Consider the following 18,884-nt stretch of genomic DNA (forward strand, 5'->3'; position numbering starts at 1 on the left):
AGCAAGAGACACCCATGATGAAACTTCTGCGTCGATGGGCCCTGCCGGCCGCTGTTTTGCTGCTGTGCTCGCTGGCCTGGGGGGCGGTCAGCTTGATCGATGCCTCGAGGCTGCAGTCCGGCATCGGCAATGAGCTCGGCCTGGCGCAGCACCTCCAGGACGACGAGGAGTTCAAGATCCCGCTGACTGAGCTCCTCGAGCATGGACGGCGTGTGTTCTCGGCCAATTGGACGACGGAAGAAGGCGGCGGGCGCCCGCGCACCAAGGGCAACGGGCGGGGGCTGTCGGACCCCACGCTCAGCCTGACCGGGGCGCGCGGTTTCAATCGCATCTCAGGGCCTGATGCCAACTCCTGCATGGGCTGCCACAACCAGCCTTTTGGCGTGGCTGGGGGCAGCGGCGATTTCGTTACCAATGTGTTCGTCTTGGGCCAGCGCTTCGATGCGGTGACCTTTGACCGCTCCGACACCACGCCCACCCGCGGCGCCTTGGACGAGAAGGGCGAGCCGGTCACGCTGTCCAGCGTGGGCAACTCCCGCCATACGCCGGGCCTGTTTGGGTCGGGCTACGTGGAAATGCTGGCGCGTGAGATGAGCACCGATCTGCAGCGCATCCGCGACAGCATGAAACGTGGCGAGACCCGCTTGCTGATCAGCAAGGGCGTCAACTTTGGGCGCCTGACTCGCAAGGAAGATGGCCTGTGGGATGTGCGCGAGGTTCAGGGCCTGCCGCGCCTGAGCTTGATCACCGCCACGCCTCTGGATCCACCGACCCTGGTCATCCGGCCGTGGCACCAGGCGGGCAATTCGGTGTCGCTGCGTGACTTCACCAACACCTCCTTCAACCACCACCATGGCATCCAGACCATCGAGCGTTTTGGTGCCAACACCGACCCGGATGGCGATGGTTACAGCAATGAGCTGACGCGTGCCGATGTCACCGCCGCCACCCTGTTCCAGGCGGTGATGGCGGTGCCGGGCCAGGTCATCCCGAACAAGCCGGAGATCGAGCAGGCCATCGCCCGGGGCCAGGCCTTGTTCAACAATCAGTTTGCCTGTGCGTCCTGCCACACGCCCAGCCTGCCCTTGAGCCGCCAGAACTGGACCTTTGTGGAGCCCGGCCCCTTCAACCCGCCCGGCAATATGAAGGCCGGCGATGCCAAGGCGGTTCGCGTGGCCTTGAACGACGACAGCCTGCCGCAACCGCGTCTCAAGCCCGCCCATCCGCAGGATGATGTGCTGTGGGTCCCGGCCTACACCGATTTGAAGCTGCACGACATTTCCGACCCCAATGACGAGATGGTGCAGGAAAGCCTGGACATGAACTGGCCCGTGTGGGCGCCCAAATTCCTCGGCGGCAATCGGCGCTTCCTGACCCGGCGTCTTTGGGGCGTGGCGAATTCGGGCCCCTACTTCCACCATGGTTTGTTCACCACCATGCGCCAGGCGGTGCTTGGGCACGCCGGCGAGGCCGTGGCTTCGCGGCAGGCCTTTCAGTCCGCCTCCAAGGCCGATCAAGACGCCCTGATCGAGTTCCTGAAGTCGCTCCAGGTCTTGCCCCCGGGCACGAATGAGTTGATCGTCGACGAACAATACCGGGCCAAGAAACGTTGACCAAGAAGGCGGCCTGTTGAAGCCGATAGGCGCTTCGAAAGCTCAGCCGCCGTGCCGTCAAACCTGGTCTGATCCGTCCACGCGCAAGGGCAGACTCAGCGTCACCCTGCAGCCCTGTCCCGGTGCGCTGTGCAGGCTGATCTCGCCCTGCAAGCCCAGGGTCACCAGGCGGTAGACCATGTGCAGGCCCAGGCCCGATGAGCCCTGGCCCAGCTGGGTGGTGAAGAAGGGATCGAAGGCCCGGGCCAGATGCTCGGTGGCCATGCCCCGGCCGTTGTCTTCGATGCGCAGGACGTAATGGCCTTCTTGCACGGCTTCCGTCAATGTCAGGCGATGCGGCGGGGGCCAGTTGCGGAAGCCGTGGACCAGGCTGTTCTCGATCAGCTGGGCCAGCACCTGGCCGAGTGCGCCCGGGTCGTTGCGCAGCAGGCGACCGGGCCGACCCCTGTTGTCGAGCTCGACCTGTTCGGCGCGCAGGGCGGGCGCCATCACGGCCAGGGTGTTCTCGATCACCTGCTGGGGCTGGAACTCGATCACCTGGGCGCTGCTCTGTTCCAGCGCCAGGGCCTTGAAGCGGCTGACCAGGTCGGCGGCGCGTGCCAGGCTGCGTCTGGCAATGCCCAAGCCGTCCTCCAGCTCGGCATGGAGCTGGTTCATGTCGGAGCGGCGTAGGCGGTTTTCCTCAAAGGCCTGGCGGTGCGCGAGCAGGCCGTCGCTGAGGGTGCTGGTGGCCAGCAAGGCGTTGCCGATGGGGGTGTTGAGTTCATGGGCCACGCCGGCGACCAGATGGCCTAAAGCGGCCTGCTTTTCGCGCTCCAGCAGCAAGCGCATGGCCTGCTCCAGTTCGCGGCCGCGCTGCTCGACCTTGAGTTCCAGCGCGTCGCGCGCCTCCTGCAGCGCCGTCTCGGCCTGGCGCCGCACTTGCATTTCGCCCTGCAGATTCAAGAGGGTGGCCTGCAGCTGGCGGTTGCGTTCGGCCAGTTCGCGCTCCAGGGCATTGCCATGCTGGCGCAGATAGTCGTTCTGCGCCTGGGTGCGTACATGGCCCAGCATGCGCATCAGGCTATTGCCCGTGCTCTGCTTCAGAGTCTTGAGCTGCGTCTCGGCCAGCTCGACCTGCTCACGGCGCGCACACAAGGCTTCGGCCCAGAGGCCGGCTTCCTCGGCGCATTCGGCGCGCCGCATCAGGGCGCGGTTCAGGATCGGCCACTGCGCATGGCGGCGCGCGTTGTCGCGGGCCTGGTGAAAGCGCGCGATAGCCTCTTCATGGCGGCCCATCTTCCAGAGGTAGAGGGCCTGGCTCTGCAGCAAAAAGCTGCGCTGGCCGTCGCTGATCTCATGGTCCAGCAGCAAGGCTTCGGCCTCGTCCAGAAAGGCCCGTGTCGCGTCGAGCCGGCCTTCCCAGAGGCGTTTGTTGGCCAGGTTCACGGCATCGCGGAACATGCGGCTGGGGATCTGCCGGCGCTTCGAGTCTTCGTAGGCGCGCTCCTGCAGCACGGTCGATTCCGCCATGCGGTCGACAAAGGAGTAGGCCGCAGCCAGGCTGATGGTCAGGGTGTAGCGGTCGTCCGGGCTCAGCTGGGCCAGGCGCTGCTCATCGAGCACCCAGGGTTCCAGGCGGCGGATCGCTTCTTCATGCATGGCCTCGTCATGCAGGAATTTGCACACCAGCATCAGGCACCGGTTCTGACCCTGCTCGTCCTGCAGGGTGGTGTAGATCACCTCGGCCCGGCCCAGCGATTGCAGGGCCAGGGTGATGACATGGGCGCGGCTCTGGAAGCGAGCCAGGCAGCACAAGGCCTCGGCCAGTGTCAGGGGATCGCCGAGCTGTTCCGCACGTTCGACCAGATCAAAGACCTGATCAAGCTGGTCCAGGCGCAGCTCCTGGTTCAGGTTCAGGCGCAGCTCGCGCACCTGCAGGCGCAGGAGCTCGCCGGCTTGCAAGCCCGGCTGCTCGCGCAAGGCCTGCAGCAGTGCTTGCGCCGATTGGTTCTCGCCGAGATCCAGATGCTCGTCGATGCGTGCCAGTTCGGCCAAGGCCGCAGTGGCAAAGGGATCTGGTGCGGCGTTGTGGCGGTCCTGCTGCATCTTCGTCATCCGCTTGCTCCAAGTCCGGCGGTGCCCGATTCCCTCGGCCAAGAATAGCAGCAGCGCTTGCTCTGGCCCCGGCTTTCAGCCCGGTGTTGACCCCAGTAGCGGGAAACGCCGCAAGCCCTGCAGATCCAACACCCTCAGGCCGCCGTACTCGATGCGGATCAAGGCGTGCGCGGCCAAGGTGTTGAGCGCCTGGTTGACACGTTGGCGCGACAGGCCGACCAGATAGCCGAGCTCCTGCTGGGTGATGCGCAGCAGGCTGCCGACGCCGGGGTAGAGCTGCGGGTGGAAGAGGGCGGCGAGGTTGCGGGCGACGCGCAGCTCGGGGTCGGAGATGCGGTCGATCTCGCGTGCGGCGATGAACTGGCCCAGGCGCTCGTTGAGCTGGTTGAGCATGAAGCGGTTGAAGGCGATGCTGCCTTCCAGCAGCTCGTGAAAGGCCTCGATCGGCAAGCCGGCCACCACGCTGCGCCGCAGCGCCTGGATGTTGTAGCGGTAGCTCTCCCGCTTGAGCAAGGTGCCCTCGCCGAACCAGCCGCCCGGCGGCACGCCAGTGAAGGTGATGGCCTGGCCGCTGGAGTCGTCATTGCTCATCTTGAGCAGGCCGTCGATGACGCCGAACCAGAAGGTGGCCGGCCGGCCGATGCGGCAGACGCGCTCGCCCACATCGGCTTCGGCCACTTGCAGCTGCTGCACGGCGCGCTCGCGCTGCGGCTCATCCAGCAGGGCCAGCCAGGGAATGGCGGCCAGCTCGGCGGTGCTGGCCGGGCGGGCGCGCTGGCGCAAGGGGATGCTGGGCATGGCCGCTTCTGAGGCGGTGCGTGGGCCTGACGCTGGATTCATGCGGCAGTGTCCACCTTGCAAGATGACGCAGGCCTTACACGCCACCCCCGGGAAAGTACCGCTCGGGGTGTCCCTTGGATTGTCGTTACAACGACAACACGGCGTCAAAGTGACGGCCTACCATGCGGTCAAGAGATGTCGGCAGCCCCTGCTTCTTGCAGGGCCGCATGCACGGCACAGGAGACACACAACGTGGATGCGACCTTTCCTCGCCTCTTGCTGGCTCACGCCGCCGAGCGCCCCGATGCGCCGGCTTTGCGCGAGAAGGAATATGGGATCTGGCAGACCCTGAGCTGGGCGCAGCTGGCGCAGCTGGTGCGCGAGCTGGCCCACGGCTTGGCGCTCGCCGGCCTGCAGCGCGGCCAGCACCTGATCGTGGTCGGCGAGAACCGGCCGCGTCTGTCGGCGGCCATGTTGGCGGCCCAGTCCCTGGGTGCGATCCCCGTGCCGCTCTATCAGGATGCGGTGGCGGCCGAGTTCGTTTTCCCTGTCAACAATGCCGAGGTCGCCTTCGCCGTGGTCGAGGACCAGGAACAGGTGGACAAGATGCTGGAGCTGCGCGAGCACTGCCCGCAGCTGGGCCAGATCTGGTTTGACGACCCGCGCGGCCTGCGCGCCTATGAAGAGCCGGGCCTGCATTCGCTCGACGAACTGCTCGAACGCGGCCGCCAGGATGCCCTGAGCCGCCCGGATTTCTTCGCCCGTGAGGTGGCGCTGGGCCGCAGCAGCGATGAAGCGGCCATGTTCTTCACCTCGGGCACCACGGGCAACCCCAAGGGCGTGGTTCACACCCATGCCAGCCTGATCGACCGCGCCCAGGCCGGTGCCCGTTTCGACCGCCTGACGGGCCGCGAAGAGGTGTTGGCCTACCTGCCGCCGGCCTGGATCGGCCAGAACATCTTCAGCTACGCCCAGTGGCTGGCTTGCGGCTATGTGGTCAATTGCCCCGAATCGACCAGCACGGTCAGCATCGATCTGAAGGAAATCGGCCCGAGCTACTACTTCGCGCCGCCGCGGGTGTTCGAGGGCCTGCTGACCAGCGTGATGATTCGCATGGAAGACGCATCAAGACCTAAGCGCTGGCTGTTCGCCCGCTGCATGGCCCTGGCGCGGCGGGTCGGCCCGGCGCTGATGGATGGCCGCCCGGTCGGCGCCCTGGACCGACTGAAATACCAGTTAGGCGACTTGCTGATCTACGGGCCTTTGCGCAACAGCCTGGGCCTCTCGCGGGTGCGCGTGGCCTATACCGCGGGCGAGGCCATCGGCCCCGATCTGTTCAGCTTCTACCGCAGCATCGGCATCAATTTGAAGCAGCTCTATGGCTCGACCGAGACCGCCGTCTTCGTCTGCCTGCAGCCCGACCATGAGGCGCGCGCCGACACCGTGGGCGTGCCCATCGAAGGGGTCGAGATCAAGCTGGCCGAGAGCGGCGAAATCCTGGTCAAGTCGCCGGGCTTGCTCAAGGGCTATTACAAGAACGAGGCGGCCACGGCCGAGGTACTCACGCCCGAGGGCTGGTACCACACCGGCGACGCCGGCTTCATCGACGCCCATGGCCACCTGAAGATCATCGACCGGGCCAAGGATGTGGGGCGACTCCGGGGCGGGGCGTTTGATGGCGCCATGTTTGCGCCCAAATATGTGGAGAACAAGCTCAAGTTCTTTGCCCACATCAAGGAGGCGGTGGCCTTTGGTGACGGCCGCGACCGCGTCTGTGCCTTCATCAACATCGACTTCGACGCCGTGGGCAACTGGGCCGAGCGCCGCAACCTGCCCTATGCCGGCTACACGGACCTGGCGCAGAAGCCCGAGGTCTACGAGCTGATCCGCGACTGCGTCCAACAGGTCAATGCCGACCTGGCCCAGGACGAGCTCTTGGCCGGCAGCCAGATCAGCCGCTTCCTGATCCTGCACAAGGAACTCGACGCCGACGACGGCGAGCTGACCCGAACCCGCAAGGTGCGGCGCGGCGCCATCGCCGAGAAGTACGCGGTGCTGATCGAGGCGCTGTACGCCGGCCGCAACTCGCAGTACATCGAGACCGCTGTCAAGTTCGAGGACGGGCGCAGCGGCAAGGTGTCCGCCGATCTGTGCATCAAAGATGCCCAGACCTACCCGGCCGTGAGGAGTGCCGCCTGATGGATCAAATGGACAGCAGCACCAGCGACAACAACACTCCGGCCAAGAAGACCGGCGAGGTGATTCTTGAGGTGCGCAATATCTCGCTGAGCTTCGGCGGCGTGAAGGCGCTGACCGACATCAGCTTCGATGTGCGCGAGCATGAGATCCGCTCCATCATCGGCCCCAACGGCGCGGGAAAAAGCTCCATGCTCAACTGCATCAACGGTGTCTACCAGCCGCAGCAGGGGCAGATCAGCTTTCGCGGTCAGACCTTCAAACACATGAGCTCGCGCCAGGTGGCCGAGATGGGCGTGGCCCGCACCTTCCAGAACCTGGCCTTGTTCAAGGGCATGAGCGTGCTGGACAACATCATGACCGGCCGCACCCTGCACATGCGCTGCAACATCTTCCAGCAGGCCTTGCGCAACCCCTTCGGCTGGGGCGCGGCCGAGCGCGAGGAGATCGCGCAGCGCGAGAAGGTCGAGCGCATCATCGATTTCCTGGAGATCCAGGCCTATCGCAAGACCCCGGTCGGCCGCCTGCCCTACGGCTTGCAAAAGCGCGTGGATCTGGGCCGCGCCCTGGCCATGGAGCCGCAAGTCTTGCTGCTCGATGAGCCCATGGCTGGCATGAATGTGGAAGAGAAGCAGGACATGTGCCGCTTCATCCTCGACGTCAACCAGGAGTTCGGCAGCACCATCGTGCTGATCGAACACGATATGGGCGTGGTCATGGACATCAGCGACCGTGTCGTGGTGCTGGACTACGGCAAGAAGATTGGCGACGGCGCGCCGGACGAGGTGCGCCAGAACGAAGACGTGATCCGCGCCTATTTGGGCACCTCGCATTGAATAATCGAAAGGAGTGGCGTAGCGAGCAGGTCTCAGGCAAGGCGCACGGTGCGCAGCCACCGGAACGTACTTTGGGTACGTGAGGATGGCGAGCACCGCGCAACGACGCATGAGGGCTGCGCAGTAGCCAACACCATGGGATTCGTCATAGAAACAATCTTCGGCGGCTTGATGACAGGCATGCTGTATTCGCTGATCGCGCTGGGCTTTGTGCTGATCTACAAGGCCTCGGGCGTGTTCAATTTCGCGCAGGGCGCCATGGTGCTTTTCGCGGCCCTGGCGATGGCGCGCTTTGCCGAGTGGATTCCGCTCTGGACCGGCATCAGCAGCCCGCTGCTGGCCAATCTGTTGGCGTTTGTGGCGGCCTTTGCGGTGATGGTGGCGGTGGCTTGGGGCGTGGAGCGCCTGGCCTTGCGGCATCTGGTCAACCAGGAGGGCATCACCTTGCTAATGGCCACGCTGGGCATCACCTACTTCCTCGAAGGCCTGGGCCAGATGATCTTCGGCTCGGACATCTACAAGATCGATGTCGGCATGCCCAAGGACCCGATCTTTCTGTTCGAGAAGAGCTTCGAGGGCGGGGTGCTGATCAACAAGGAAGACCTCTACGCGGCCTTGATTGCCGCGGCCATGGTCGCCTTGCTGGCCCTGTTCTTCCAGAAGACGGCCACCGGCCGGGCCCTGCGCGCCGTGGCGGACGACCACCAGGCCGCCCAGTCCATCGGCATTCCGCTGTCCACCATCTGGGTCATCGTCTGGAGCGTGGCCGGCTTTGTCGCCCTGGTGGCCGGCATCATCTGGGGCAGCAAGCTGGGTGTGCAGTTCTCGCTCTCGCTGGTGGCGCTGAAGGCGCTGCCGGTGGTGATCCTGGGTGGCCTCACCTCGGTGCCCGGCGCCATCATCGGCGGCCTGCTGATTGGCGTGGGCGAAAAGGTCTCCGAGGTCTACCTCGGCCCCGCCCTGGGCGGCGGCATTGAAATCTGGTTCGCCTATGTGCTGGCGCTGCTGTTCCTGCTGTTCAGGCCGCAGGGGCTGTTCGGCGAAAAGATCATTGATCGGGTGTGAGTGGTGAATGGTGAATGGTGAATGGATGAGCGAATGACGGTGGCCCTCCACGATTCACGAATCGCGAATCACGATTCACTCATCCGCCCCTCGACCCAACAAGGCAATCGACTCCCATGATTTACCGCGAAAACGGCCAATTCAAAACCAGCTACCGCGCCGACAGCGCCATCCTTGCGATCCGCCAGGACCGCTGGGCCATGGCGGCGCTGCTGGCCCTGGCTTTTGTCGGCCTGCCCCTCTTGGGCAATGAGTACCTGTTTCGGGCCATCCTGATTCCGTTCTTGATCCTGGCGCTGGCGGCGCTGGGCCTCAATGTGCTGGTCGGCTACTGCGGCCAGATCTCGCTGGGCACCGGGGCCTTCATGGCGGTGGGCGCCTATGCGGCCTACAACTTCCAGGTCCGCATCGAGGGCATGCCGCTGATCCTCTCCTTGCTGCTGGGCGGTGCTTGTTCGACCGTGGTGGGCGTGCTGTTCGGCATTCCTTCGCTGCGCATCAAGGGCCTCTATCTGGCGGTGGCGACGCTGGCGGCGCAGTTCTTTTGCGATTGGGCATTTCTGCGCATCAAGTGGTTCACCAACAACTCGTCCTCGGGCAATGTCTCGGTGTCGGACCTCAGCGTGTTCGGCCTGGCCATCGAGTCGCCGGCGCAGAAGTACCTGTTCTGCCTGAGCTTTGTCTGCGTGTTCGCCTTGCTGACCAAGAACCTGGTGCGCGGCGCCATCGGCCGCGAGTGGATGGCCATGCGCGATATGGATGTGGCCGCGGCCGTCATCGGCATCCGCCCGGTCTACGCCAAACTCAGCGCCTTCGCTGTCAGCAGCTTCATCGTCGGCGTGGCCGGTGCGCTCTGGGGTTTTGTGCATCTGGGCTCCTGGGAGCCGGCGGCCTTCTCCATCGACCGCAGCTTCCAGCTCCTCTTCATGGTCATTCTGGGTGGCCTGGGTTCCATCATGGGCAGCTTCTTTGGCGCGGCCTTCATCATCTTTTTGCCGCTGCTGCTGAACCAGATTCCGCACTGGCTGGGCATTCCCATGGGCACCGAGACCGCCTCGCATCTGGAACTGATGGTGTTCGGCGCCCTGATCGTGTTCTTCCTGATCAAGGAGCCGCATGGCCTGGCTCGCTTGTGGTCCACGGGCAAGGAAAAGCTGCGGCTCTGGCCCTTCCCACATTGATCCTTCCCGCACTGATTAATTTTTCGCGCCTGCTTTTTTGTTCAACCCATAACGCACCGCTTGAGTGCGCATCGACTGGAGACACGCATGAAACTGAAGCCGTCCATCGTTCTTGCTTTGGCTGTCGCTGCTTCGGGCCTGTTATCGAGCCCGGCCCAGGCCGCGCCTGAGGCCAAGGAGCAGTTCTTCCCCTTGCTGGTCTACCGCACTGGGCCCTATGCCCCCAACGGCACGCCCTGGGCCAATGGCAAGCAGGACTATCTGAAAATGATCAACGCCCGCGACGGCGGTGTGAACGGCGTCAAGCTGACGTTTGAGGAATGCGAAACCGGTTACGCCACCGACAAGGGTGTCGAGTGCTACGAGCGCCTGAAAGGCAAGGGCGCCACACTCTTCGACCCGCAGGCCACCGGCATCACCTTCGCGCTGACCGACAAGGTCATCAAGGACAAGATCCCCCTGATCACCCTGGGCTATGGCCTGGCCGCCTCGCAGGACGGCAATGTCTTCAAGTGGAACTTCCCGCTGATGGGCAGCTACTGGACCGCGGCGGACATGCTCATCCAGCACCTGGCCAAGAAAGAGGGCGGTTTCGACAAGCTCAAGGGCAAGAAGATCGCCCTGGTCTATCACGACTCGCCCTTCGGCAAGGAGCCCATGCCCCTGCTCGATGAGCGGCAGAAGATGCACGGTTTCGATCTGATCAAGATCCCGGTGACGGCGCCGGGTGTGGAGCAGAAGTCGGCCTGGCTGCAGGTGCGCCAGCAGCGGCCCGACTATGTGCTGCTCTGGGGCTGGGGCGTGATGAACTCGACGGCGCTGAAGGAGGCCCAGGCCACCGGCTACCCGCGCGAGAAGATGTACGGCGTCTGGTGGGCCGGAGCCGAGCCCGATGTCAAGGACGTGGGCGAGGGCGCCAAGGGCTACAACGCGCTGGCGCTGAATACCTCGGGCCAGAGCCCCAAGGTCATCCAGGACATCCTCAAGCATGTCCATGACAAGGGCCAGGGCGCAGGCCCCAAGGACGAAGTCGGCTCGGTGCTCTACACCCGGGGCGTGATCATCCAGGCTCTGGGCATCGAGGCGGTGCGCCGCGCCCAGGAGCGCTACGGCAAGGGCAAGGTCATGACGGCCGAGCAGGTGCGCTGGGGCCTGGAGAACCTGGCCCTGGACCAGAAGAAGCTCGACGCCCTGGGCCTGGCCGGTGTGCTGCGCCCGCTGTCCACCTCCTGCGCCGACCACATGGGTTCCAGCTGGGCACGCGTGCACACCTGGGACGGCGCCAAGTGGAACTTCAGCTCCGACTGGATGCAGGCCGATGAGCAGATCTTGAAGCCCATGGTCAAGCAGGCCGCCGACAAGTACGCGGCGGAGAAGAAGCTGGAGCGGCGGACTCCGGCGGATTGCCAGTCTTGAGTGCGATGAACGGGTGATTCGTGAGTGGTGAATGGCGAGTCGTGAATGCCTCGCCATTCCTCTCACGTTTCCTGTCTGTTCGCGAGGGCATGAAGCGCTGTCCAAGCCCCCAACTCACGATTCACGATTCACGATTCACCCCACCATGCACCCCACCCCATTCCTCAACGTCAACGGCATCGAGGTCATCTACAACCACGTGATCCTGGTGCTCAAGGGCGTGTCCTTGCAGGTCCAGGAAGGCCGCATCGTGGCCTTGCTCGGTGGCAATGGCGCGGGCAAGACCACCACACTGCGGGCGGTGTCCAACCTGCTGGCCGGCGAGCGCGGCGAGGTCAGCAAGGGCAGCATCGAGCTGCGCGGTGAGCGCATCGAAAAGCTGTCCACCGCCGAGATGGTCAACCGCGGCGTGGTGCAGGTGATGGAGGGGCGCCACTGCTTCGCTCACCTGAGCATCGAGGACAACCTGATGACCGGCGCCTACACCCGGCGCGACGGCCGCGCCGCCGTGGCCGAGACGCTGGAGAAGGTCTACAACTACTTCCCCCGCCTCAAGACCCGGCGCAGCTCGCAGGCCGCCTACACCTCGGGCGGCGAGCAGCAGATGTGCGCCATTGGCCGTGCCTTGATGGCCAATCCGCGCATGGTGCTGCTGGACGAGCCCTCCATGGGCTTGGCGCCGCAAATCGTCGAAGAGGTGTTCGAAATCGTCAAAGACCTCAACAGCAAGGAAGGCGTGACCTTTTTGCTGGCCGAACAGAACACCAATATGGCGCTGCGTTATGCGGACTACGGCTACATCCTGGAAAGTGGCCGCGTGGTCATGGACGGCGCCGCGCAGGCCCTGCGCGAGAACGAAGACGTCAAGGAGTTCTACCTCGGCACCGGTGGCGGTGATCGCAAGAGCTTCAAGGACGTCAAGAGCTACAAGCGCCGCAAGCGCTGGCTGGCCTGAACCATGGGCACGCCTGTTTCCTTTCAATTCAGAAGTCCGGCCATGAATGAAGATGCCTTCTTCGCCCTCCCGCCCTTCAAGGCCGAGGAGGCCTTGCTGACGCTCAAGCGCAATCTGCGCGACCTGCGCTCGCTGGAGGCGCGCGGCGATGCCTTCAGCCTGCAAGGCCAGCCGGTGCTGGAACTGAGCGCCCAGACCGGCCTGCTGCTGGCCCGGCTGGTCAAGCGCCCGGGGCGCAGCCCCGAGTGGGAAACCCGCCAATGCAAGAGCGCTGCCGAGGTGCGCAGTCTGCTGGACGAGATCAAACGCCGGCTCAGCCGCTGGACGGACGAAACGCCATGAGTTTGACGGCACCCTCTCCCGAACGCGGCGAGTTTTTCGACGCGCTGGAAACCCGCGAGCCGGCAGAGCGCGAGGCTCAGCTGATGGCGGCCCTGCGCCTGCAGCTCAGCCATGCCAAGGCACAGACCTCCGCTTACGCCGGCTTGCTGGCCGGCGTGGACCCGGCCGATGTTTGCAACCGTGCCGCCCTGGCGCGCCTGCCGGTGACCCGCAAGCCCGAACTGGCGGCGCGCCAGCAGGCCCTGCGCGAGCGGCAGGGTCTTGAAGGGGCGGATCCCTACGATGCGCTGGGTGGTTTCTCCGCCATCGGCTGGCGCGGCTGCGTGCGCAGCGGCGGCGCGGCTCGCGTGTTCCAGTCGCCCGGCGGCCTCTACGAGCCCGAGGGTCGGGCCGCCGATTACTGGCGCGTGGCGCGCGCCCTGTTCGCCGCCGGCCTGCGCGCCGGCGACCTGGTGCACAACAGCTTCAGCTACCACCTGACCCCCGCTGGCGCCATGATGGAAGGCGGCGCCCATGCCCTGGGCTGTACCGTGTTCCCCGGCGGCGTCGGCAACACCGAGCTGCAGCTGCAGGCCATGCGTGACCTGCGCCCGCAGGCCTATGTCGGCACCCCCAGCTTTCTGAAAATCCTGCTCGACAAGGCGGCCGAGAGCGGCCTGCGCCTCGACTCCCTGCAGCGCGCCTTGCTCAGCGGTGAGGCGTTTCCCAACAGCTTGCGCGACTGGCTGGCTGAGCGCGGTGTGGCCGGCTACCAGTGCTATGCCACGGCCGACCTGGGCTTGGTCGCTTACGAGACGGCGGCGCGCGAGGGCCTGGTGCTAGCCGAAGGCATCATCGTCGAGATCGTGCGGCCCGGTGGCAGCGAGCCGGTGGCCGCGGGCGAGGTTGGTGAGCTGGTCGTGACCACGCTCAATCCCGATTACCCGCTGATCCGCTTCGGCACCGGCGACCTTTCCGCCATCTTGCCTGGCCCGTGCCCGACGGGCCGCAGCAACCAGCGCATTCGCGGCTGGTTGGGCCGGGCTGACCAGTCGGCCAAGGTGCGCGGCATGTTCATCCACGCCTCGCAGCTGGCCGAGCTGCAAAGCCGTTTTCCGCAGGCCGGCCGGGCGCGCCTGGTGGTCGAGGGCGAAATGGCGCAGGACCGCCTGACCTTGAAGCTCGAGTTGCCCGAGGGTGAGCCCCGCGAAGGCCTGGCCGAGCAACTCGCCGCAGCCCTGCGTGACATCACCAAGCTGCGCGCCGAAGTCCAGCTGCTACCGCTGGGTAGCTTGCCGAATGACGGGCGGGTGATTGAAGACGCGCGCCGGCTCGATTGAGCGCGGTCGTTCTCGGATTACGTAGTTCCCGCTGTCGCGAGGCCCGAGCTGCCGCCTAGGATGACAGTCCTCCCACTCGCCATTCGAGGACTGTTGACATGAACAAGACCGCATTGCCCTTGCTGACCCTGAGTCTGCTGACCCTGGCCTCGGGCGCCGCCCTCGCCAACTACCCCGAGAAGCCCGTCAATATCGTCGTGCCCTTCTCGGCCGGCGGTCCCACCGACAAGGTCGCTCGCGACCTGGCCGAGGCTCTGCGCAAGCCCCTGGGCGCGACCATCGTGATCGAGAACGTCGGCGGTGCCGGTGGCACGCTGGGTGCCACCAAGGTCGCCAAGGCCGCGCCCGATGGCTACACCCTGCTGCTGCATCACATCGGCATGGCCACCTCGCCTGCGCTGTACCGCAATATGCAGTACAAGACGCTCGATGATTTCGAGTACCTGGGCCTGATCAACGAAGTGCCCATGACCCTGATCGCCAAGCCTTCGATGCCGGCGAACAGCTATGCCGAGCTGGCCAAGTGGCTGGAGGCCAACAAGGGCAAGGTCAACCTCGGCAATGCCGGCCTGGGCTCGGCCTCGCACCTGTGTGGCCTGCTGTACCAGAGCACCATCAAGATCGACATGACCACCGTGCCCTACAAGGGCACCGGCCCGGCCATGACCGACCTGCTCGGCGGCCAGATCGATTTGATGTGTGACCAGACCACCAACACCACCAGCCAGATCGAAGGCGGCAAGGTCAAGGCCTATGCCGTCACCAGCAGCAAGCGCCTGACAGCGCCCGCTCTGGCCAAGCTGCCGACCCTCGATGAAGTGGGTCTGAAAGGTTTCAGTGTCAACATCTGGCACGGTGTCTACGCGCCCAAGGGCACACCCAAGCCGGTGCTGGACAAGCTGACTGCCGCACTGAAAGCCGCCCTGGCCGACGCCGACTTCCACAAGCGCCAGGAAGCCCTGGGTGCCGTCATCGTCACCGATGCCCGGGTCAACGGTGCCGAGCACAAGAAGTTCGTCGAAGCCGAAATCGCCAAGTGGGGCACCGTCATCAAGGCCGCGGGGCAATATGCCGACTAGGGACAGAAAGCCCAACTGCTTGGGCTTTCTCGCCCTAGGAGGGGCCGTCGCTCTGCGACGGCGCGGCCTGTCCGCAAGCATGCGGACCGGCCCTCGCCAGCCATAGAACAGCACGCAGGTGCTGTTCTATGTGCGGGCTCAGCCTGCAAGGCGACTGAGGCAGGACCGAGGGCAAGACTTGCGTCTTGCCCGACGCCTGCCGAAGGACTGGCCGCTTGCAAGCGGCCAGGCTGAGGACAAGACGCCTGAAGCTAGGGCTTTCTCGCCCTACAGAGGCCCCGCGACATCCAGCGCGCAATCGTAGCGGTGGCAGTCGATCTGCCGCCCCTGCACACGGGCCATGCCGGGATGGCATTCGGCCCGCTCAAAACCGTTCTTCAGCAAGACACGAGCCGAGGCCGGGTTGTCCACGGCTACGTAGGCCTCCAAGTGATGCAGGCCCCAGCGCTGATGCGCCAGGCGCATCAGTTCACGAACAGCCAAGCTCGCCAGACCTTGCCCGGCATGGGCTTGAGCGATGCGGTAGCCCAGTTCGGCGCTGCCTCGCTCGGCATCCATGGCCTTGAGATTGGCGCGGCCCAGGATCTCGCCCTGCGCGCTCATGATCAGCAGGGGATGCGCCTCGCCGCGATCGAGCAGGGCCAGCAGTTCGGCCATATGCGCTTGCACGCCGCCCAGCCTGTAGAAATCGGCCGCTCGGGCTTCTACGTGATGCTCGAACCAATCACGGTTGTGCAGTTCGAAGTGCAGCAGCGCGGCGGCGTCGGTCGGTGCCAGGGTGCGCAGAGTCGCCGGGGTCTTCATCGTTATTCAACCGTCGTCAGTACATGGAAGGCGGGAGGCGGCCGCCTGAATCCGCACGCTTGCTGACGCCATTCCAGCACAGTCAGCCCCATTCCAGGCTCGTGTTGTCCACAGCCGGCTCGGCCTGCGCACGCTCACGAGTCCGCGCGTGCCGCCGCCAGCAGCTGCAGCACCAGCGGATGATGCTGGCCGCGGCGCGAACGGATGGCGTGAATCTCTTCCTTCACGTCCTCGCAGCGGCCCAGCAGGCGCAGGCCGTGCATACGCTCCAGGTCCTCGGCACCGAGACGGCTGACCGGGAACACGCCCAGGCCGCGTGAGGCGAACACGGCCAACAGGGCGCTGTCCTCGAATTCACCGACGATGCGTGGCTGCAGGCCTTGTTCGGCAAACCAGTGATCGAGCGTGGCACGCAAGGCCGAGTGAGCGGTGGGCAAGAGCACAGGCAGGCGGTCCAGGCAGTGCGGGAAGTCGCGCAACTCGGCCGCGTGCACGAGGCTCTTGGGTCCGTACCAGTCCACCGGTGCCTGCGCCAGCAGTTCGCTGCTCAGGCGCAGGCCGGGTTTGTGCGGCGCCGGTCGCCCGGCCAGCACCAGGTCCAGCTTGTGCATGGCCAGCTCGGCCAGCAGAGGGTCCACCTCGCCTTCGTGGCAGAGCAGGCGCAGAGACTCGGTGCCCAAGACCGGCGCCAGCAGGGCATGGGCGGCCAACTTGGAAATGCCGTCGGTCAGGCCCACCGCCAGTCGCGCCGCCGGGCCTTGCGCAGCTTGACGGACTTCCTCTGTGATCAGGCTGCCGAGGCGGAAGATCTCCTCGGCGCGCGCAAATGCGGCCTGGCCCGCCTCGGTCAGCGCCACGCCGCGGCCGGCCGGCTTGAGCAATTGGTGGCCGAGTGACTTTTCCAGCTCGCGCACCTGGGTGCTGATGGTCTGGATGGCCATGTCCAGCCGCTCCGCCGCGCGTGCGAAACCGCCTTCCTGGGCCACAACCCAGAAGTAATGCAAATGTCTGAAATTCAGCATGGAGGCTCCGAGTACATGGCGTTGACTTCTTAAAAACAGAAGTGAATAGTAAGCCAGCGCTGCTTGTTTGGAAGTGTCGAGAGGCAGAGAATGTGTGCATCTCGATGTCTGAAAAAGGGGAAAGACAATGGCCTATTACCTGCTGACCTGGCTGGTGCTCGGATTGCTGGCGGCGCTGTGGTCGCTGGCGAGCTGGGCCTTCCACAGCCTGGCCCTGTGGACCGTGGCGGCCCTGGGCTCGCAAGCCGAAGGGCTGCCCACCTTGGGCGCGCGCCTGTCCGATCTGCAGCTGCCGAGCTGGCTGGCGTCTTGGGTGCCCGAGGGCTTGCTGCAAGGCCTGGCCGAGTTCGTGGACCTGTTCGCGCCTCTGCTCAAGGGTGTGCTGGAGACCATGCCGGTGCTGGGCGACTGGCTCTCGCCCTTGGTCTGGCTGATTTGGGGGCTGGGCATCTTCCTGCTCTTGCTCTTGGGCGGTGGCCTGAGCCTCTTGCTCAAGCTGATGCAAAGCAAGGCGGCGACGCTGGTGCCGCCGCGCTCGCTGCCCTCGGCTTGAAGCCTGTGGTGAGCTTTTATTGAATCTTGGAGTGCTGACACCATGAAACGAATATTTCTGTTCCTGATGACCAACCTCGGCGTCATGCTGGTGCTGGGTTTGGCGGTCCATCTGCTCGGCCTGAATCGCTTCCTCACGGCCAATGGTCTGAACCTGACATCGCTGCTGGGCTTTGCCCTGGTGATGGGCTTTGGCGGCGCCTTCATCTCGCTCTTGATCAGCAAGCCCATGGCCAAATGGACCACGGGCGTGCAGATCATCAACCAGTCGAACGACACCACCCACATCTGGCTGGTAACCACGGTGGAGCGCTTCGCCGAGAAGGCCGGCATTGCCACGCCCGAGGTCGGCATCTACGAAGGCGCGCCCAATGCTTTCGCCACCGGTGCGTTCAAGAACTCGGCCCTGGTGGCGGTGTCCACCGGCCTGCTGCAGTCGATGTCGCGCGAAGAGGTGGAGGCGGTGATTGGCCATGAGGTTGCCCATGTGGCCAATGGCGATATGGTGACCATGGCGCTGATCCAAGGCGTCATGAACACCTTTGTGGTTTTCCTCTCGCGCATCGTCGGCTACTTCGTCGACAAGATCGTGCTGCGCAACCAGAACGACGGCCCTGGCATCGGTTACTACGTGACCACCATCGTCATGGACCTGCTGCTCGGTGTGGTCGCGGCCATGATCGTGGCCTGGTTCTCGCGCCAGCGCGAGTTCCGTGCCGATGCCGGCGCAGCCCAGCTGATGGGTCGCAAGCAGCCCATGGTCAATGCCCTGGCTCGCCTGGGCGGCCTGGATCCGGGCGAGATGCCCAAGGCCATGCAGTCCATGGGCATCAGCTCACGCCCCGGCGGCATGATGGCGCTGTTCTCCAGCCACCCGCCGATGGAAGAGCGCATTGCACGCCTGCAGCAGACCGCTTGAAGAACGAATCAGGAGACCGATTCCATGAGTGCACAGAATATGTTGGAGCAGCTGTTCAAGTCGGGCCTGGGCCTGCTGGACGGCAAGAGCGGCGGCGCGCGTGCGCCGGACTGGGGTCAGATCGGCGGTGGCGCCGCGGCGGGTGGTGCGTTGGGCCTGCTGCTGGGCAGCAAACGCGGCCGCAGCTTCGGCGGCAAGGCGCTCAAGTACGGCAGCCTCGCTGCATTGGGCGCAGTGGCCTACAAGGCCTACCAGTCCTGGCAAGAGCAGCAACAACAGCAGCAACAACAACAAGCGCACGCTCCGCAGCCTGCGGCCCTTGCCGCTCCTCAGCTGAGCGCGCCGCCCGCTGAACAGCATGGCCGCGCATTGCTGCAGGCCATGATCGGGGCGGCGAAAGCCGATGGGCACCTGGACGCCCGCGAGCGCGGCCTGCTGGAGACCGAGCTGCAGCGCCTGCAGGCCGAGCCGGCCCTGCGCCAGTGGATGGAGGCCGAACTGGCTCGGCCCTTGGATCCGGCCCAGGTGGCGCAAGCCGCCAGCAGCCCGGCGTTGGCCGCCGAGATGTATTTGGCCAGCCTCTTGGTAGCTGACGAAACCAGCTTCATGGAACGCGCCTACCTCGACGAGCTGGCGCGCCAGCTGCAACTGCCTCCAGGCCTGAAGGCCGAACTCGAAGCCCAGGCCAGCGCAGCCTGAGCGGAAAGC

The 18,884-nt window shown here is 65.2% G+C and carries 17 protein-coding genes; 13 read left to right on the plus strand and 4 right to left on the minus strand.

The annotated features are described in order from the left end of the window. Positions 1 to 14: 14 nt before the first annotated feature. Entirely contained in the window at positions 15 to 1,613 is a 1,599-nt protein-coding gene (locus tag LNV23_RS06965) for a di-heme oxidoredictase family protein (RefSeq protein WP_263562316.1), read from the plus strand. 57 nt (positions 1,614 to 1,670) lie between these two features. Here LNV23_RS06965 and LNV23_RS06970 read toward each other — a convergent pair whose 3' ends face one another. Continuing rightward, positions 1,671 to 3,710, minus strand: coding sequence for a sensor histidine kinase (locus LNV23_RS06970; protein WP_263562317.1), 2,040 nt, complete (start codon positions 3,708 to 3,710; stop codon positions 1,671 to 1,673). A 75-nt stretch (positions 3,711 to 3,785) separates the two neighbouring features. Then, on the minus strand, positions 3,786 to 4,550 hold the full coding sequence (locus tag LNV23_RS06975) for a Crp/Fnr family transcriptional regulator (RefSeq protein WP_263562318.1): 765 nt from the start codon (positions 4,548 to 4,550) through the stop codon (positions 3,786 to 3,788). A gap of 192 nt (positions 4,551 to 4,742) precedes the next feature. On the opposite strand from LNV23_RS06975, the gene LNV23_RS06980 reads away from it, so the two are divergent. The 9 genes from LNV23_RS06980 to LNV23_RS07020 all read left to right on the plus strand — a co-directional run bounded on the left by LNV23_RS06980 (position 4,743) and on the right by LNV23_RS07020 (position 14,879). Beyond that, positions 4,743 to 6,689: an AMP-dependent synthetase/ligase gene (locus tag LNV23_RS06980; RefSeq protein ID WP_263562319.1), complete on the plus strand. Its 1,947-nt coding sequence runs from the start codon at positions 4,743 to 4,745 to the stop codon at positions 6,687 to 6,689. Further along, positions 6,689 to 7,522, plus strand: a complete 834-nt coding sequence (locus LNV23_RS06985) for an ABC transporter ATP-binding protein (RefSeq protein ID WP_263562320.1) — start codon at positions 6,689 to 6,691, stop codon at positions 7,520 to 7,522. Before LNV23_RS06980 ends, LNV23_RS06985 begins: the two co-directional genes overlap by 1 nt. Before the next feature lie 135 nt (positions 7,523 to 7,657). Further along, positions 7,658 to 8,587: a branched-chain amino acid ABC transporter permease gene (locus LNV23_RS06990; RefSeq protein ID WP_263518702.1), complete on the plus strand. Its 930-nt coding sequence runs from the start codon at positions 7,658 to 7,660 to the stop codon at positions 8,585 to 8,587. A gap of 116 nt (positions 8,588 to 8,703) precedes the next feature. Next, positions 8,704 to 9,768, plus strand: a complete 1,065-nt coding sequence (locus tag LNV23_RS06995; protein ID WP_263562321.1) for a branched-chain amino acid ABC transporter permease — start codon at positions 8,704 to 8,706, stop codon at positions 9,766 to 9,768. 87 nt (positions 9,769 to 9,855) lie between these two features. Further along, positions 9,856 to 11,184 carry an ABC transporter substrate-binding protein gene (locus tag LNV23_RS07000; protein WP_263562322.1) on the plus strand — a complete coding sequence of 443 codons (1,329 nt, stop codon included), beginning with the start codon at positions 9,856 to 9,858 and terminating at the stop codon, positions 11,182 to 11,184. 145 nt (positions 11,185 to 11,329) lie between these two features. Beyond that, positions 11,330 to 12,139 carry an ABC transporter ATP-binding protein gene (locus LNV23_RS07005; protein ID WP_263518697.1) on the plus strand — a complete coding sequence of 270 codons (810 nt, stop codon included), beginning with the start codon at positions 11,330 to 11,332 and terminating at the stop codon, positions 12,137 to 12,139. Positions 12,140 to 12,181: 42 nt separating this feature from the next. Continuing rightward, positions 12,182 to 12,481: a hypothetical protein gene (locus LNV23_RS07010; protein ID WP_263518696.1), complete on the plus strand. Its 300-nt coding sequence runs from the start codon at positions 12,182 to 12,184 to the stop codon at positions 12,479 to 12,481. Further along, positions 12,478 to 13,800, plus strand: coding sequence for a phenylacetate--CoA ligase family protein (locus LNV23_RS07015; protein WP_263562323.1), 1,323 nt, complete (start codon positions 12,478 to 12,480; stop codon positions 13,798 to 13,800). The genes LNV23_RS07010 and LNV23_RS07015 overlap by 4 nt, the downstream gene beginning before the upstream one ends. A gap of 98 nt (positions 13,801 to 13,898) precedes the next feature. Then, entirely contained in the window at positions 13,899 to 14,879 is a 981-nt protein-coding gene (locus LNV23_RS07020) for a tripartite tricarboxylate transporter substrate-binding protein (RefSeq protein ID WP_263562324.1), read from the plus strand. A 267-nt stretch (positions 14,880 to 15,146) separates the two neighbouring features. Here LNV23_RS07020 and LNV23_RS07025 read toward each other — a convergent pair whose 3' ends face one another. Continuing rightward, entirely contained in the window at positions 15,147 to 15,683 is a 537-nt protein-coding gene (locus LNV23_RS07025) for a GNAT family N-acetyltransferase (RefSeq protein ID WP_263562325.1), read from the minus strand. Between the two features lie 134 nt (positions 15,684 to 15,817). After that, positions 15,818 to 16,705 carry a LysR family transcriptional regulator gene (locus tag LNV23_RS07030; RefSeq protein WP_263562326.1) on the minus strand — a complete coding sequence of 296 codons (888 nt, stop codon included), beginning with the start codon at positions 16,703 to 16,705 and terminating at the stop codon, positions 15,818 to 15,820. Positions 16,706 to 16,832: 127 nt separating this feature from the next. On the opposite strand from LNV23_RS07030, the gene LNV23_RS07035 reads away from it, so the two are divergent. The 3 genes from LNV23_RS07035 to LNV23_RS07045 are packed head-to-tail and all read left to right on the plus strand — an operon-like array spanning position 16,833 to position 18,875. After that, positions 16,833 to 17,258, plus strand: a complete 426-nt coding sequence (locus tag LNV23_RS07035; RefSeq protein WP_263562327.1) for a hypothetical protein — start codon at positions 16,833 to 16,835, stop codon at positions 17,256 to 17,258. 42 nt (positions 17,259 to 17,300) lie between these two features. Beyond that, entirely contained in the window at positions 17,301 to 18,176 is an 876-nt protein-coding gene (htpX, locus tag LNV23_RS07040; RefSeq protein WP_263562328.1) for a protease HtpX, read from the plus strand. 24 nt (positions 18,177 to 18,200) lie between these two features. Then, positions 18,201 to 18,875 (plus strand): tellurite resistance TerB family protein, encoded by a 675-nt coding sequence (locus LNV23_RS07045; protein WP_263562329.1) that lies wholly within the window; start codon positions 18,201 to 18,203, stop codon positions 18,873 to 18,875. Positions 18,876 to 18,884: the final 9 nt, after the last annotated feature.

The organism is Kinneretia sp. DJ1R-11, assembly GCF_025717595.1.
Lineage (GTDB): Bacteria > Pseudomonadota > Gammaproteobacteria > Burkholderiales > Burkholderiaceae_C > Paucibacter_A.